The organism is Paenibacillus cineris, from assembly GCF_018333335.1.
Lineage (GTDB): Bacteria > Bacillota > Bacilli > Paenibacillales > Paenibacillaceae > Paenibacillus_AQ > Paenibacillus_AQ favisporus.
In genome coordinates this window covers 3,463,614-3,479,079 of the sequence record NZ_BORU01000001.1, presented here as the reverse complement: position 1 = coordinate 3,479,079, position 15,466 = coordinate 3,463,614, and the positions used below count along the sequence as shown (strand labels likewise).

The 15,466-nt window shown below is 49.9% G+C and carries 14 protein-coding genes; 11 read left to right on the top strand and 3 right to left on the bottom strand.

Annotated features, from left to right (window positions below; translation table 11 throughout):
• Positions 1-31 precede the first annotated feature (31 nt).
• Together KI379_RS16145 and KI379_RS16140 are read left to right on the top strand one after the other, a co-directional pair.
• Entirely contained in the window at positions 32-922 is an 891-nt protein-coding gene (locus KI379_RS16145) for an ABC transporter permease (RefSeq protein WP_089547818.1), read from the top strand.
• 22 nt (positions 923-944) lie between these two features.
• Positions 945-1,829, top strand: coding sequence for a carbohydrate ABC transporter permease (locus KI379_RS16140; protein WP_076171504.1), 885 nt, complete (start codon positions 945-947; stop codon positions 1,827-1,829).
• 177 nt (positions 1,830-2,006) lie between these two features.
• Here KI379_RS16140 and KI379_RS16135 read toward each other — a convergent pair whose 3' ends face one another.
• A complete protein-coding gene (locus tag KI379_RS16135; protein ID WP_212984185.1) occupies positions 2,007-3,383 on the bottom strand; it encodes a serine hydrolase in 1,377 nt (458 codons plus the stop codon).
• 751 nt (positions 3,384-4,134) lie between these two features.
• Here KI379_RS16135 and KI379_RS16130 point away from each other — a divergent pair.
• The 3 genes from KI379_RS16130 (at position 4,135) to KI379_RS16120 (ending at position 7,275) form a co-directional block, all read left to right on the top strand.
• Positions 4,135-5,466 (top strand): ABC transporter substrate-binding protein, encoded by a 1,332-nt coding sequence (locus tag KI379_RS16130; protein WP_145132434.1) that lies wholly within the window; start codon positions 4,135-4,137, stop codon positions 5,464-5,466.
• Between the two features lie 79 nt (positions 5,467-5,545).
• The gene (locus KI379_RS16125) at positions 5,546-6,439 is read left to right on the top strand and encodes a carbohydrate ABC transporter permease (RefSeq protein ID WP_212984184.1); all 894 of its coding nucleotides are present in this window, start codon (positions 5,546-5,548) and stop codon (positions 6,437-6,439) included.
• Between the two features lie 2 nt (positions 6,440-6,441).
• Positions 6,442-7,275, top strand: coding sequence for a carbohydrate ABC transporter permease (locus KI379_RS16120; protein WP_212984183.1), 834 nt, complete (start codon positions 6,442-6,444; stop codon positions 7,273-7,275).
• Positions 7,276-7,377: 102 nt separating this feature from the next.
• On the opposite strand, the gene KI379_RS16115 is transcribed toward KI379_RS16120, so the two are convergent.
• Positions 7,378-8,289, bottom strand: coding sequence for an EamA family transporter (locus tag KI379_RS16115; protein WP_212984182.1), 912 nt, complete (start codon positions 8,287-8,289; stop codon positions 7,378-7,380).
• Between the two features lie 110 nt (positions 8,290-8,399).
• On the opposite strand from KI379_RS16115, the gene KI379_RS16110 reads away from it, so the two are divergent.
• Positions 8,400-9,293: an AraC family transcriptional regulator gene (locus KI379_RS16110; protein WP_212984181.1), complete on the top strand. Its 894-nt coding sequence runs from the start codon at positions 8,400-8,402 to the stop codon at positions 9,291-9,293.
• A 24-nt stretch (positions 9,294-9,317) separates the two neighbouring features.
• Here the strand turns inward: KI379_RS16110 and KI379_RS16105 are convergent, their stop codons facing one another.
• Positions 9,318-10,208 (bottom strand): LysR family transcriptional regulator, encoded by an 891-nt coding sequence (locus tag KI379_RS16105; protein WP_084203939.1) that lies wholly within the window; start codon positions 10,206-10,208, stop codon positions 9,318-9,320.
• 111 nt (positions 10,209-10,319) lie between these two features.
• On the opposite strand from KI379_RS16105, the gene aroC reads away from it, so the two are divergent.
• The 5 genes from aroC to mraY all read left to right on the top strand — a co-directional run bounded on the left by aroC (position 10,320) and on the right by mraY (position 15,413).
• Positions 10,320-11,375, top strand: a complete 1,056-nt coding sequence (aroC, locus tag KI379_RS16100) for a chorismate synthase (protein WP_212984180.1) — start codon at positions 10,320-10,322, stop codon at positions 11,373-11,375.
• A gap of 65 nt (positions 11,376-11,440) precedes the next feature.
• Positions 11,441-12,220, top strand: a complete 780-nt coding sequence (locus KI379_RS16095) for a hypothetical protein (protein WP_244879311.1) — start codon at positions 11,441-11,443, stop codon at positions 12,218-12,220.
• An 11-nt stretch (positions 12,221-12,231) separates the two neighbouring features.
• A complete protein-coding gene (locus KI379_RS34305) occupies positions 12,232-12,930 on the top strand; it encodes a CD3324 family protein (RefSeq protein WP_306433674.1) in 699 nt (232 codons plus the stop codon).
• Between the two features lie 9 nt (positions 12,931-12,939).
• Positions 12,940-14,295, top strand: coding sequence for an ATP-binding protein (locus KI379_RS16085; RefSeq protein ID WP_089547810.1), 1,356 nt, complete (start codon positions 12,940-12,942; stop codon positions 14,293-14,295).
• Between the two features lie 164 nt (positions 14,296-14,459).
• Complete coding sequence (gene mraY / locus KI379_RS16080) at positions 14,460-15,413, top strand: phospho-N-acetylmuramoyl-pentapeptide-transferase (protein WP_212984179.1); 954 nt, start codon at positions 14,460-14,462, stop codon at positions 15,411-15,413.
• Positions 15,414-15,466: the final 53 nt, after the last annotated feature.

Here is a 15,466-nt window from a genome sequence, read left to right as displayed (position 1 = left end):
CATATGACCCGGAAAAGGAAGGAGCTGCAAGATGATTAACAAGGGATTCGCCAAGCACTATTACTTGATGCTTCTCCCCGGAATGATCTGGCTGACCTTGTTCAGCATCGTTCCGATGTTCGGCATCGTCATGGCTTTTCAGGATTACAACCCGGGCCTCGGAATTCTGCATTCGGAATGGGTCGGTCTTGAAAACTTCAAATATATGTTTTCCTTGAACGACAGCGTCACGATTCTGGTCAACACCCTGGTGATCGCCGTGCTCAAAATTGTAGGTAATCTGATCATCCCGCTCGTCTTTGCCCTGCTGCTGAATGAGCTGCGGCTGCGGTATTTGAAGCGCTGGATTCAGACGATCGTATACCTGCCGCATTTTTTGTCCTGGGTTATCCTTTCGGGGATTCTGCTCGATATCTTCGGCTACACCGGTCCGGTGAACCAAATTTTGTCGGTGTTTCATATCAAGCCGGTCCTGTTCTTCGGGCGGGCGGACCTGTTTCCGGCCCTCATCGTTGGAAGCGACGTGTGGAAGGAATTCGGGTTTAACACGATCATTTATTTGGCTGCGCTGACCGGCATCAACCCGGCTCTTTACGAAGCGGCTGCGATCGACGGGGCGACCCGGTTCAAGCGGATGCTGCATGTGACGCTTCCCGGCATCGTCTCGGCGATCGTGCTGCTCTCAGTGCTCAGCCTTGGCAACGTGCTGAACGCGGGCTTTGAGCAGATCTTCAATCTGTACAACCCGCTGGTCTATTCCAGCGGCGACATTATCGACACCTGGGTCTACCGGACGGGGCTGGTCAATCTGCAGTTCAGCCTGGCGACCGCCATGGGCCTGCTTAAATCGGTGGTCAGCTTCCTGATGATCACGATCTCCTATTATCTCGCTTACCGGTTTGCCAACTACCGTATCTTTTGATGACAAAAGGAGTGCATGTTCAATGGTAAAAGACAACACGGCAGGCTCCCGGCTGTTTGATATTGCGCTGATCGTGATCCTGGTAGGCATCGCAATCTTATGCATCCTGCCCATCTGGTACACCCTTGCCGTATCCCTCAGCAACAATGCAGCGGCAAGCTCGGGCCGGGTCGGGCTGTGGCCCGTCGGTTTCAACCTCGGTTCTTACCAGGAGCTGATGGGAGACCGCAAATTTTTTAACTCGTTCTGGATATCCGTGCAGCGGGTCATCCTCGGGGCGGGGCTGAACTTTGTGGTCATTCTGCTGATGGCGTATCCTTTATCCAAAAATGCCAAGGAGCTGCCGTATCGCAATGTTCTCATGTGGATCCTCGTGTTTACGATGCTGTTTAACGGCGGACTGATACCTTGGTACATGACGGTAAAGTCGCTGGGGCTCATCAACAACATTTGGGCGCTCGTTCTCGGCAACAGCGTACCGGTATTCAGCGTCATCCTTGTCATTAACTTTTTCCGCAATCTGCCTAAAGAGTTGGAGGAGGCAGCGCTTGTCGACGGTGCGGGCCCCTGGCGGATGATGATCCAGATCTTTGTCCCGCTCGCGGGGCCGGTCATCGCCACGGTTACGCTGTTCAGCATCGTGTACCATTGGAACGAATTTTTTAACGGGCTGGTGCTGATGTCGGCGGCGGACCATTATCCGCTTCAGACGTATATCCAGCAGATGGTGGTGGTGATCGATGCCAACACGATGACGGCCGAACAGATTCAGCGGATGAGCGAACTGTCGAACCGGACGCTGAATGCGGCCAAAATTTTCATAGCGATGATTCCCGTGCTGGTCATCTATCCGTTTCTGCAGAGGTTCTTTATTACGGGGATTACGCTGGGATCCGTGAAGGAATGAGGGGGATGCTGGCAAAATGGATCAGGGAACAGCCGCTGATCCGGTATCGTCCTTGCGTGCTTAGCCCAACGAAAAAGCAAGGAATAAAGACAAAAGGGATGCCCTTACGCCGATATGACGGCAGGGCATCCCTTTGTGTGTTGAATAAAGCGGCAGCTTAGATGAAGCCTGACCGGATCAGCGAGTAAAGTTCCACATGCCGGTGATGAATCGGGACCCGTCCTGCCGGTTTGCAGGTTGGTCCGTCCTTCGCGCTGCAGCAGGCTCCATCATTCCTAATTGGAGAGCTTGGCTGACATAACCTGCGGCCCAGGAGGGAACGGTGGCTTCGTTGGCTTCGGGAGCTTCCCCTGACGCCGAGGCTTCGCGGTGAATGAACCCATAGGCACGAACCGCAATCGCAGCCATTTCAGCACGAGTGATTGGAGCAGACCCATTGAACAAGCCCTCACCGGTTCCGCGCACGAGGCCAGCTTGACGGGCTGCGGCGATATCGCCTGCAAACGGATTGTCGTCACGGATATCGTGAAATTGGCTGGATTGATCCGCAGCGGATGCCAGGCCAAGTTCCCGGGCGACCAGGGAAGTGAACTCCGCGCGGGTGAGCGGACTGCCGGCGGATGCTTCCTGATCCTTGACCTGCTCGCTGTAGATGGCTCTGGCGGCCTTTTGCACGATGGGATTGCCGATCCGCTGCGCTTCGTCGAAATCTTGGGTTGTCGTTACCTGCAGCAGCACGGAGACGGCGAGCTCATGTCCCGGTACAAGGAAATACCCGGCATCGTGGGTGACGTTGGCGTTTTCCCCGGTTTTATGAGCGATTGGCGCATCAGGCAGCGCAGCTCCAAACTTGGTGTTGACCTCCTGCCGGGCCATCCAGGCGATGATCTGGTTTCTGGAGGAGACGCTGAGGAAGGAACCCTGATAGATTTGGCCGAGCAGCTCCGTCAAATCCGCGGCGTCGATGTAATTGTCCTGGGCGGGGGAGGGGGCAGCCGCAAACATTTTGCGTCCAAGGTGCATCGTCCGCAGGTCCAATTGGTCCATCAGCTGCTGGACCCTGTTCATGCCGACCTTGTCGATGAGCACGTTGGTCGCCGTGTTGTCCGACTGGGTGATCATCAGGCGGGCAAGGCGTTCCAGGGTAAGGTCCTGCGGAAAGCTTTCGGTCTGCAGCGATCCGCTGCCGCCCACGACTTCTTCGGGCGTTACCCTGACCTGATCGGCCAGGGACAGCTCGCCCCGGTCAACCTGCTGCATCAATGCGGATACGACGGCAAGCTTGATCGTACTGGCCGGCATGTAGGGTTCCCGCGACCCAAGCAGCAGCGTTTCATGCCCGTAGTAGCCGCTGAGGTCGCGGATGCCGACCGACATGCGAATCCCGTCCTTCTCCGCCTGCTGGAGGATGGGAGTCAGGGCTGACGCGATAGCAGATAAGCCCTTTTCCGGAGAAGCATCGGACGCTGCCGGAAGCAAGCTGGTCAGCAGGGCAGTAGCGGCAATCGTCGTCATCAGGGTTCTTCTTAATACCGGTTTCCGTCTGCGGGTCATCAAACATCCCTCCACAAAAGAAATGTTATATAAAATGACATGATCGGTTGATGTATACCTCTTATTATAAATGGATGTAATATTAGTTTACAATCTGTTTTTGTGAGCGTTCACTTTTTGTTCATAACATTCTGTCGATGCCGTGGATTTGACAAAATTACTTACATAAACCCGAAAAAAAGCGGTGCGCAGACTCTGTTTTTTATTTTACAAAAACATAAAATAGTAGGGACGTCAGAAGAAACGTGCGGAAAAATGTCGATTGGTTGGGGTGGAATGCAGACAATGAGGATAACGATCAGCTAAGTAAAGGGATAAAAGAGCTAGTTTGGGCAGCTAAATGAAGAAAAGGACGTATTGGAGCTAAATGTGACTCCTGTTATTATGTTTTAAAAAAATATAAAATGTTTTAGATTTTATATTTACAACTCCATTTCCTGTATGTTATTTTATACTTGCAAACGGATTCATTCAATATGTATTGAATTATTTTAGAAAACATTAAAACCGAGGAGGTCATCTTCGCAGCAACCTATCGAAGCTGCCCCGGTTCAGCTTGCGGGAGTCGCCCGGAAGAATGGTTCCTGAGATGAGGAGCCGCCGGACCCGGCAGGAGAGTTGAAATCAGACACAAATGAAAGCGCTTTATTCATGTTTTTAGGTCACCCGTTCTTGGTCAGTCAGATTTGTTTTGTCCTGCAAGTGCTTGGCGGCAAGAAAAATCATTGAAACTTAAGGGAGGATCCTGGATATGAAGAAAAAATGGCTGATGCTGCTGCTGGTCGTCACGATGACGACGATGTTGTGGGGATGCGGCAAGTCTTCCAATAGTGCGGAAGGCAAAACGTCCGTCCTGGACGGAGGGGCCGGCGACACGGCAACCGAGCTGTCCTATTGGACATTTGTGGAGCTGCACGGGCAGCATTTTAAGAAGATGCTGGAGAAGTGGAACGCGGCGAACCCGGACCGCCAGATCAAGCTGAACGTCACGGTCATGCCGTATGACGACATGCATAACAAGCTCTCGATCGCGGTACAGACAGGCGTTGGGGCACCGGATATTGCAGACATCGAAGTCGGTAAATTTCCGGACTTTCTAAAAGGAACGCCGCAGCTGGAGCCGCTGAACGATGTGGCCGACCCAGTCAAAGATACGCTGGTTCAGTCCCGGCTGGACCTGTACAGCAAGGATGGCCAAGTTTATGGCCTTCCGACCCACGTCGGTGCGTCGGTTGCGTTCTATAACACCGAAATTCTAAAGGAAGCCGGTGTGGACTACAAATCGATCGTCACCTGGGACGATTTCAAGAAGGCAGGCATGCAGGTGTACGAGAAGACCGGCAAATACATGGGCACGGCGGATACGAGCGCCGGTTGGGAGGCATCGATGATGCTGGCTCAGCAGAAAAGCGATTTTACCGATGATGCGGGCAATCCGATCGTCAATTCGGACGCCATGGTTAAAGGATTGAAGGTGCTGAAAGACCTGCAGGATAACAACGTCATCGCCACAATTGCCGGCGGACAGCCGGACACGGAGGAAGCCTACGGCGAGTTTAACGAAGGAAAATATGCGACGGCTTTCATGCCGCTGTGGATGATGTCGCGTTACACGAACTACATGCCTGACCTGTCCGGTAAAATCGCACTTGCGCCGATTCCGGTCATGGAAAAAGGAATGCCGCGCTCTTACGGCGGAGGCGGAACAGGTACCGTCGTCACCAAAACGGCCAAAGACGTTCAGCTGGCCAAAGACTTCATTGCTTACGCCAAGCTGTCCCTCGACGCGAACATCGAAATCTGGAACACGCTCGGCTTTGACCCGATCAATATGGACGTATGGAATATGAAGGACGTGACGCATAATCCCGAAAACCAATTCGTGAAATATTTCGTCAACAACCCGTTTGACGTGCTGAACGATATCAAGGATGAAATCCGTCTGATCAAATCGACGCCGGCTTCGCCGACGATCAACAACGTGCTGTACACGACGACGCTCAACGAAATTTTCGAAGACGGACGGGACATAAAGGAAGCGCTGGACGATGCGCAGGCACAGATCGAACAGGAACTGAAATAGCCCGCCGGCATGCCCGGAATCAGAGCTGCTCTTGTCTTTTCGGGGAGCGGCTCTTTTTCAAACAGAAAGGAGTAGAGACATGATCAAGCGTTTTATATATTCGCAAAAGGTCGCCCCGTACGTGTTCGTGTTCCCGTTTGTCGCCATTTTTCTGGTGTTCTGGGTTTACCCGCTGCTCAGCTCGTTCGGCATGAGTTTCCAGCATGTCACCCTGGGGCAGGAGGCCGAGTGGACAGGGATGGACAACTATCAGAAGCTGATGGGGGACGGCGTGTTCCTGAAGTCGATCGGCAACAGCGCGCTGTATATGGTGCTGACGCTGGTCATTCTGATTCCGTTTCCGATGCTGCTTGCGGTGCTGATCAACAACAAATGGATGTGGGGCCGCGAATTTTTTAAGTCGGCTTTCTTCTTTCCTGCACTGACATCCGTGGTGGTGGCGGGGACAATCTTCCGCCTGATGTTCGGGGAGATGGAAGGGTCGCTGATCAACAGCGTCCTTGGTGTCTTCGGTATCGAGCCGGTGAAATTTCTGAAAGGGCATCTGACCGGTTTTGTTGCGCTGCTCGCCCTGGCGACCTGGCGGTGGACGGGAGTTAACATCCTTTACTTCCTGTCGGGTCTCAAAAATATTCCGGAGGAATACTACGAAGCCGCCTCGATCGACGGCGCCTCCGCATTCCAGAAATTCATGAGAATCACGATGCCGCTGCTGAAACCGACCACGATCTATGTGCTTACGATCAGCATTTATGCGGGACTGGCCATGTTTATCGAAAGCCTCATGCTGTGGAACGGCAACAACTCGCCGAAAAACATCGGCCTTACGATCGTCGGCTACTTGTACCGCCAAGGGATCGAGAAGAACAACCTCGGCTACGCCGCCGCGGTCGGCATTGTGCTGCTCGCCGTGACGATGATCATTAATCTGACGCAGCTGGCGTTCTCCGGCATGTTTAAGAAGGAGGATTAGGGATGAAAAAGAACACCGCGCTCAACATCGTCCTCGTCGTCATTTTCGCCGTCATCTGCTTCCTGATCCTGCTGCCGTTCTACGCTATTACGCTCGCTTCCTTCAAGCCCGGCGAAGAGCTGATCCGGTACGGATTGAACCTGAAGCTTGATTTCTCGGTGATGAGTCTGGACAACTTTGTCTTTTTGTTCACGGGGGATCATGCGTATTTTACGTGGTTCTTCAACTCGCTGCTGCTGACCGTGGTACAGGTCGTTCTGACGCTGCTGGTCAGCGCAACGGTAGCTTACGGCTTTGCCGCTTATGATTTTAAAGGAAAAAATATCCTTTTTGTCTGCGTACTGCTGATCATGATGGTTCCCTTTGAAATACTGCTGCTTCCTTTATACACGCTTACTTTTAACCTTGGCATGATGAACTCCTACTCGGCGATTATTTTGCCGGGCATTGCCAATGCGGCGACGATCTTTTTCTTCAGACAATACCTGTCTGGAATCCCTAAAGAGATTATTGCCTCCGGCCGGGTGGACGGTGCAAGCGAGTACGGCATTTACGCCAGGCTGATCCTTCCTGTCATGAAGCCTTCCTTCGCGGCGATGGCCATTCTCAACGGCATGAACAGTTGGAACAACTTTTTGTGGCCGTTTATGGTGCTGAGCGATTCGCACAAGTATACGCTGCCGATCGGTTTGAAGACGCTGCTGACGCCGTACGGCAACAACTATGACCTGCTCATCGTCGGCTCGTTCTTTTCGATTCTGCCGATCTTTATCCTGTTTGTGGCCTTCCAAAAGTACTTCATCGACGGCATGACAGCCGGTGCGGTGAAAGGGTAGATTCGTTTCGGAAAAAGCTGCATACGACCCGCGAGTACCGGCAAATTTGCCGGTTTTTCTTTTGAGCTACATATGAGAAATTCGATATATGAAAAAATCACACTAGTCGGATGAAGGTTTCTTAACCCATGCCAGAAGCAAAATCAGTCCGATGATACACGCCGTACCCAGCCACTGAAAAAAACCAAAAGGCTCTTTCAACCAAAATACGGTTGTAATCACGGCGGCCAGCGGCTCCAAACTGCCTAAAAGGCTCGTTTCTTTGGGGGATAGGCTTTGTAAGCTTTCGATATAAAACCAAAATGCGACCATCGTGCCGAAAATGACCACGAAAGCAAGGTATAGATAGGCGTCGATCGTCAAGCCTGTAAAGTCGGTGTGCCATGGCGGATGGATCACACTTAAGCCCAAACCGCCGATGATCATCGCCCAACCGACAATGACGAGGGAATCGTATTGCTTCAGCAGCGGGACGGCATATAAGGTGTAGAACGCCAAGGCCGCGCCTGATAAAACACCCCAAACTACGGCTGGAACTGGCACGGAAAGCTCCGAGATCGAGCCGTTGGTTAATAAGAAGAAGCAGCCCGCTAAAGCCAGGATCACGGTGAGCAAGTCTTTTCGCGTGAAAACCATTTGCTTCCGCAGCATTAAATAGAGGATGATCATGACAGGCGCCAAATACTGCAGCAGTGTTGCCACAGCGGCATTTCCATGTTGAATCGATGCCAAATACGTATATTGAACCGATAGCATGCCAACCCATCCGAAAACAATGAGCCGCAAAGCGGTCCAACGGTTTCTCCATACCCCTACGATTTGCGAGCGGTCTTTGACCCAAAATTGAATGGTTAACAGTAAAATACCGGCGATGAGCAGGCGTACCGTGACCAGTCCGTTAACATCGATTGCGGTTTGCTCAAAGAGCTTTTTGGCGACGGTGCCGCTCACTCCCCAAAATATCGCCCCTGTAATGACAAGAAATAACCCTTTTCTTCTAGCTGTTGGATTCATCGATCGATTCTCCGCTTCAAATATAATAATAGTGTTATAATAGGTAAAAAATCTCGTTCGGAATACCGGAATTGGATATAAAAATATAACAATATTGAGGTGGGGGTTATTTGCAAATTAAAGATTTCAGGATTGGCGGCAATTTGAAGGAATTAACCGAGCACCGGACGGTCGTGCTTCCGGTTGCATGCTACGAAACGACGATTAACCAAAATATACACGGACATATTCCGCTTCATTGGCATGATGAATTGCAATTCGTTCGGGTTGTCCAAGGGGAAGCCGAGTTCCAAATTAACGAAGAGAAGCTCGTTGTTCGGCAAGGGGAAGGGGTCTTCATCAACAGCGGCTGCCTGCACATGGCGGAAGATCGGAATGCATCGGGCTGCGTGTATATTTGCCTCAATGTCTCACCTGACTTTGTCGTATCACGGGAGCTATATGCAGCCTATGTGGCTCCGTATATTCAAGCGACGAATCTGCCTTATTTATACATCGATCCTAATCAGGCTTGGGGCGTAAATATTTTAGATGCCTTGGTGAACATTCATCAATGGATTCAGACTCAACCGCCATACTTTGAACTGAATATGACGATGCAGCTGGCTTTCATTTGGAAAAACCTGATCCTGAACGGATTTCAACTGCAATATGACCAGGTGGAAGCTCTAAAAAACGAGCGGATGAAGCAGATGTTGAGCTGGATCGATAACCATTACGCCGAAAAAATCGCGTTAAATGATATTGCCAGAGCCGGTCAATTGAGCCGCTCGGAATGCTGCCGCTATTTTAAGCGAATGCTCCATACGACTCCGCTGAATTATGTGACTGATTACAGACTTCAGAAAAGCGCAGTCCTTCTGCAGCGAGCCGATTCCAGCATTACCGAGGTGGCTTACCAAGTTGGATTTAACAGCACCAGCTACTTTATAGAAAAATTCAGAAAGGCAATGAAGATGACACCACTTGCTTACAGGAAATCAAAAATGGATGCACGTTCATAATCGGAACGGGGCGAGGACAGCCGGTCAAAGAGACCGGCTGCTTTGTATGTTCAAAAAGGCCTCTGCGGCGAGCGACAGAGACGAATGCTTTCTGACGGCTACGCCTACGTGCCGGTCCGGCAGCGGAACTTCCATAGAAAGCTCCAATAAAGCGCCCTCATCGATTTTAGAAGCTACAAACGCTCTCGGCAAAATAGCTGCGCCATACCCCCGCTCGGCAAACTCCGCCAGCATATCCAAGCTGTTCAGCTCGAAATCGGCCGCCGCTTCCACGCCTTGGGATTGAAACCAGGCTTCGATATAGGAGCGGGTCGCACTTCCCTGGGACAGCATTAGCAGGGGAAGCTCGGCCAATTGTGCAGCGGACAAGGGGGCTTCTGCCAGAGCGGCAAAGGGTTTCCCCGCCACCACACCATACGGCGAGACAAAAGTATCCACGACCTGAATCTCCGCATCCTTCACCGGAAGATAAACATAGCCCAGATCAAGTAAGCCCTGCTGTAACTGCTCCAATATCTGACCGGTCTTTTGCTGCGAGACTTGAACCCGGATGTTGGGGTATTGGGACCGGAAAATATCGAGTAGAGGAACGATATAGTCGCGGATGATCGCTCCGTTGGCACCGATCCGCAACCGCCCTTCGTTCAGCTGTCCCAACTGCTTCATGTATCGTTCGGCGTAATCCAGTTTATCGAATACTTGTCTGACTTGATCGTACAAGGCATGCCCTTCTTCTGTTAAAACGATTCCTTTGGATAAGCGGTCGAACAGCTTAACTCCAAGCGCGTCTTCCAGCTGCTTGATCGCATAACTGACGGAGGGCTGTGTCATATTTAAGCGCTGCGCGGCTTTCGTCATATTCAAGGTTTCCGAAGCGTGAAGAAAAATCCGGTACCATTCCGTGTTAATCATCATTTGGCATCAATCCATTCTATGGCAAGAGTCGAAAATTACAATTTCATTTATTACAAGTATACCTCTAAACTAGTACATAACGACACTACATGATATATGAGGGGGATTTTTATGCCGGGAAGTACTTTTGGTGAACGGTTTAAAATGACGACGTTTGGTGAATCGCATGGAGAAGCCATTGGCGTCATTATCGAAGGCGTCACTCCAGGCCTTGAACTGAACGAGGACGATATTCAGGTTCAGATGGACCGCAGAAAGCCGGGACAGTCTTCGGTCACAACGCCGCGTAAAGAATATGATAAGGTCCGGATTTTATCCGGTGTGTTTGAAGGCCGGACAACAGGGACTCCGCTCAGCGTGATGTTGAACAATACGGACATGCGTCCGTCCGCATACGATGACATCAAACAGATGTATCGCCCGGGGCACGCGGACTTTTCTTACGATCAGAAATATGGCATTCGGGACTACCGGGGCAGCGGGAGGGCTTCCGGAAGGGAAACTGCGGCACGGGTTGCGGCCGGAGCGGTTGCGCGGAAACTGCTGGAACGGCGGGGAGTCTCCGTCATGGCCTACACGACCGAGGTCGCCGGAATCCGCTGCGAAGCCTTCCATCCCAATGCCATCGAACGAAATCCTGTTCGCGCCTGTGATCCTGAAGCGGCGGCGAAGATGATTGAGCGGATCGAACAACTCGCGGCAGAGGGCGACAGCTGCGGCGGCATCGTTGAATGCCGGATCAGCGGCGCTGCGGCAGGGCTTGGGGAGCCTGTGTTTGATAAGCTGGACGCTGATCTGGCCAAGGCCATGCTTTCGATCGGCGCGATCAAAGGGATCGAGTTCGGGACCGGTTTCCAGGCGGCATCCATGCTGGGAAGCGAACACAACGATCAAATGGACGAGAACGGGTTCATCACGAACCATGCCGGAGGCGTTATCGGTGGAATCAGCACCGGGGCCGACATCATTTTCCGGGTTGTCGTGAAACCGACTTCGTCGATTTCCAAGCCCCAGCGAACCGTAGATACGGAAGGAAACGAAAGGGAAATCACAACGATCGGAAGGCATGATCCGTGCATCTGTCCGCGGGTTGTACCCGTGATTGAAGCTATGGCCTGTATGGTGATCGAAGATCACTATAAAAGACAAGCGGCGCTGCTGTACTAGCCTCATTCGAGGGTAAAGTTGACTTAACTTATTCATTGCCTATATCCGTTACATGATCAGGTGGTATGATGACGACAGATCAGGGGCGCGCAGCTGATACTGAAACATCAATCTTTTGTGTATGTAAAGGAGATCTGCACATGAGTAAGGATCATATCCTTAAGTCCATGCTTTCCGAACAGGTGAGCATGACACCAAACGGATTTCTCGCCGATGCGTTAAATCCGCAGCAATTTGCCGAAGTCTACGAATTGTTTTTTGACAGCATCTTAAAAATCAGCGCATCAGATATAACGGGCGTCGAAGGCTACGGTGAGTTCAATGAGAATTGTAAAACGGAGTACAGCACCTGCAGGGAGTTTCTCGTTGACACATTCGCGGATGATAAAGAAGGGTATTGGTATCATTGGAAAGAGCTCTATGATACGACGCTTCTGGATCGTGATTTTGTCGACAAATACTTGATGGAGATGGAAGCCAGAATCAAGTATTGTGAAGGCAGACGTTTTTTAGTAAACAATAATACGTTTTTTGAAATTATGATTACCGATGGAAAAACGCAGGTTGGTTTCCCGGACTGGAGCCGGTCCGGCATTTGCGATTTCCTTCTGGATTTTGCCATTATGGACTTAAATAAGCCCTATTTGAACATCCCTGAATTGTTATTCGAATATTGCGGTAAACGAAACATCGTCATCCCGGATTTTAAAGAAAGATTTTTATGTATGGCGTATTATAAGGGAATCGATGTGTTGCGGTGGCATGCGTCGATCGATGACGAGGAATCGTGCATGTCCATCATGAAATCCATCAGCGAACTGAAGGATCGAATTTACGCTATATAAAAGGTGATCGTATGAAATATGAAAATGCCGGCGAGGTCCTGCCTGAGGAGCTGCTGAAAGAAATCCAGAAATACGCCGCCGGGAAACTGCTGTATATACCGAAGGGTGAGGAGAAAAAAGGCTGGGGAGAAACGTCCGGCTACCGGGATCGCCTGCAGAGGCGAAATGTGATGATCCGCAACAAATATGCCAACGGGATGACGGTTTCGGAGCTTGCGGACGAGTACTTCTTATCCCTGGATTCCATAAAGAAAATCATTTATTCGAAGAAACATGACAGGCATATCACTTATGCTCCGACGGTACGCTCGGCAGTACAATATGCGAATAACGGGCTGCTGGAAGAATGGATTCAGTGCTACCTGATGCTTACGAGGCAGGTGGCTTCGACTCTGCATGATTATTCAGGAGAGAAGAATCATTATTTTGGCGTCGTCAAGTTTCCATTACGCCTGATCCAGATGGATGGAATAAAGCTAGAGGCAGATGATTCGGCTGAAGCAGATGATCACGCTGCGGATCTTCCGCCTCTTCTTATTGAATATGAAAGAGGCAAATTTTACTGTATCGAACAGAAAGAACTTCTCGCCAGACTAAAACGGCGCAAAGTAAATGCTTATTCCACAATCATTGTCTTAAAGGAATCGGCCGATTATAAAAGGTTCATGAAGCACTATGGTCACGCGCTGTTTTTTATAGATCATGCATAATGAGCACGGATGCGGAAAAATTTACAATTTAATGAGAAGGAATTTATCCTGGGCCCCGAGAATGCTTATTTACCACAATCGAAGGGGCTACAGGGAATGCATATCGAATCCAACCTAATCCTCAATGTATTCATTATATTACTGCCTATCATGTTCTACCGTTTTGTGTGTAAATCGAATAAAACCGTGCTCTATTTCCTGCTGTTTCTTATACCTATAATTATTACAATGTCGTTCCCCGTCAAAGTGTTTAATACGTTTTTAGATTTGCGGGGAATACCGCTTGTGGTGGGCTCCTTATACGGCGGGGTGTACAGCGCCTTACTGTTATTCGCCAGCGCAATTATTTATCGACAAGTATTGGGTGACATTCATATTGTTTATTATACGCTGTCCCTATTGCCTACATTGGTGCTCGTATGCCTGGCGATTCCAGCATTTAACCGTGGGAGCTTCATGAAGCGGATGCTGATCGTGTTGGGCCTTTGCTTTTTTCTACGGATTACCGTCTTAAATATTTATTATTTGCTTGATAGCAATCCATCGTATTTCCTGCACTCCTTTGTGCCATCCTTGCCAATCGTTCTGATGCAGTGCGCGATATCGGTTCTATTGGTGTACATATTGGAAACGGTCCGTCGCGACGTCAAAATTCAAGAAGAGATGATCGAAGCCGAGAAGCTGAAGGTCGTCAGCGAAATCGCCGCATCGGTCGCTCATGAAGTACGAAATCCGCTCACAACTGTGCGGGGATTTGTTCAACTATTGGGTGAGCCGTCCTTAACGGATCAGAAGCGTAAAGAATTTTCCCTCATTACCCTCGTGGAATTGGATCGGGCGGGATCGATCATTTCCGATTACCTGTCGTTAGCCAAACCTCAAAACCAGAAATTGGAACCGATTTCACTGAACGAAGAGTTTTTGGAAACCTCCCATGTGCTGAGCTCCTATGCTAATTTACAAAATGTGAAAATGGTCACCGAATTTCATTCATCCGGTACCATTTATGGAGACAAATCCAAGTTAAGGCAAGCTATCATTAATCTGTGCAAAAATGCGGTTGAAGCGATGCCTGACGGCGGTACATTAACGATTAAATACTTTGTGGACGAAAGCGACAACAAAGCCAGGATCTATATCTCGGATACAGGTGTAGGCATGACGAAAGAGCAGATTCAAAGACTGGGATCCCCTTATTACTCCACCAAGTTAAAAGGCACGGGGCTCGGAACCATGGTCACCTTCAATATCATACGCGAGATGAACGGACAGATTTCGATTGAAAGCAAGGAAGGCGAAGGAACTACTTTTATCATTACATTGCCGCTGTATACCGTAAAAGAGGACGCTGACCATAGTAAGTAACGGATGATGTAGAAGGTACATATCAAGGTACATATTTTCCATAGATGGCTTTCACAAGCAAAATGATCGCTAAGAGATTTTGACTTCGGGGAATGTTTGTCTACCTATCCGAATTATTTATAATGTAAGGAAACCATATTTTTCAATGAGAAGGGGTTCGTCATATGTATGGAATTATGGCTGTTTCCGGCTTATCTTTCCTTCTGGTTGCCGTACTGACGCCATTGCTGATTTGGACCTTGCGCAGGCTGAAGCTGACGCAGCCGATCCGCGCTGAGCTTCCGGCAGATCATCAAGCCAAACGTGGTACGCCGCTGATGGCCGGATTAATCCTGCTGATCGGGGTAGCGATTTCGCTGCAATCACAACCGGCATCCCTTATGCTGCTCCTGTGCGCTGCGTTTCTGTTGTTCAGCTCGGTCGGCTTTCTCGATGACTTTAAAAAAGCCTTCTGGCAAGACCCGGCCGGCATCTCCGGCCGTACGAAGCTGGTGCTACAATTTGCTTTTACGGGAATCCTCTTGTATGTATTGCTCCATTCGTTTGGCGTAACGAGTGATATCGCGTTGTTTCAAGGATACCATCTGCAGCTGCCTGTTTACGTATATGTGGCCATCATACTGCTGTTTGTGGTAGGTTCTGCGAATGCGATCAACTTTACGGATGGATTGGACGGACTGCTGATCAATGTGGCGATCCCGACTTATTTTTTTTTCTTTTTGATTTCGGACAAACCTGAGGTGCAGACATTTTCGCTGGTCATGATCGGCTGTCTGCTTGGACTTTTTCTTTACAACATCTATCCGGCAAGGGCGTTTATGGGGGACACGGGATCGATGGCGATCGGAGGGTCGCTTTCCATTTTGGCCGTCATTGAAAAGGTTGAAATATTGATCCCGATCCTGTTTTTTATCTATCTTGCGGAGCAGTTGTCGGTCATTTTGCAGGTGTGGTATTACAAAAAGACGAAGCTGCGGTTATTTCGAATGACCCCGATCCATTTCCATTTCAGTCTGAAATATGGATGGAGCGAAAATAAAATCGTTACGATCTTTGGTATTATTTCGTGGATTTGTGTGCTGATATGCTGGCTGATCTGGAAATATGTCATGCATTGAGCGATAGATTCATCTAAATGAGGGAGCAGCGGTCAAGGGACCGGCTGCTTTTT

What these genes read in the sequence shown, in the direction of transcription:
- KI379_RS16145 (WP_089547818.1), top strand. Translation starts at nt 32, where the DNA reads ATGATTAACAAGGGATTCGCCAAGCACTATTACTTGATGCTTCTCCCC.
- KI379_RS16140 (WP_076171504.1), top strand. Translation starts at nt 945, where the DNA reads ATGGTAAAAGACAACACGGCAGGCTCCCGGCTGTTTGATATTGCGCTG.
- KI379_RS16135 (WP_212984185.1), bottom strand. Translation starts at nt 3,383, where the DNA reads ATGACCCGCAGACGGAAACCGGTATTAAGAAGAACCCTGATGACGACG.
- KI379_RS16130 (WP_145132434.1), top strand. Translation starts at nt 4,135, where the DNA reads ATGAAGAAAAAATGGCTGATGCTGCTGCTGGTCGTCACGATGACGACG.
- KI379_RS16125 (WP_212984184.1), top strand. Translation starts at nt 5,546, where the DNA reads ATGATCAAGCGTTTTATATATTCGCAAAAGGTCGCCCCGTACGTGTTC.
- KI379_RS16120 (WP_212984183.1), top strand. Translation starts at nt 6,442, where the DNA reads ATGAAAAAGAACACCGCGCTCAACATCGTCCTCGTCGTCATTTTCGCC.
- KI379_RS16115 (WP_212984182.1), bottom strand. Translation starts at nt 8,289, where the DNA reads ATGAATCCAACAGCTAGAAGAAAAGGGTTATTTCTTGTCATTACAGGG.
- KI379_RS16105 (WP_084203939.1), bottom strand. Translation starts at nt 10,208, where the DNA reads ATGATGATTAACACGGAATGGTACCGGATTTTTCTTCACGCTTCGGAA.
- aroC (WP_212984180.1), top strand. Translation starts at nt 10,320, where the DNA reads ATGCCGGGAAGTACTTTTGGTGAACGGTTTAAAATGACGACGTTTGGT.
- KI379_RS16095 (WP_244879311.1), top strand. Translation starts at nt 11,441, where the DNA reads ATGATGACGACAGATCAGGGGCGCGCAGCTGATACTGAAACATCAATC.
- KI379_RS34305 (WP_306433674.1), top strand. Translation starts at nt 12,232, where the DNA reads ATGAAATATGAAAATGCCGGCGAGGTCCTGCCTGAGGAGCTGCTGAAA.
- KI379_RS16085 (WP_089547810.1), top strand. Translation starts at nt 12,940, where the DNA reads ATGCGGAAAAATTTACAATTTAATGAGAAGGAATTTATCCTGGGCCCC.
- mraY (WP_212984179.1), top strand. Translation starts at nt 14,460, where the DNA reads ATGTATGGAATTATGGCTGTTTCCGGCTTATCTTTCCTTCTGGTTGCC.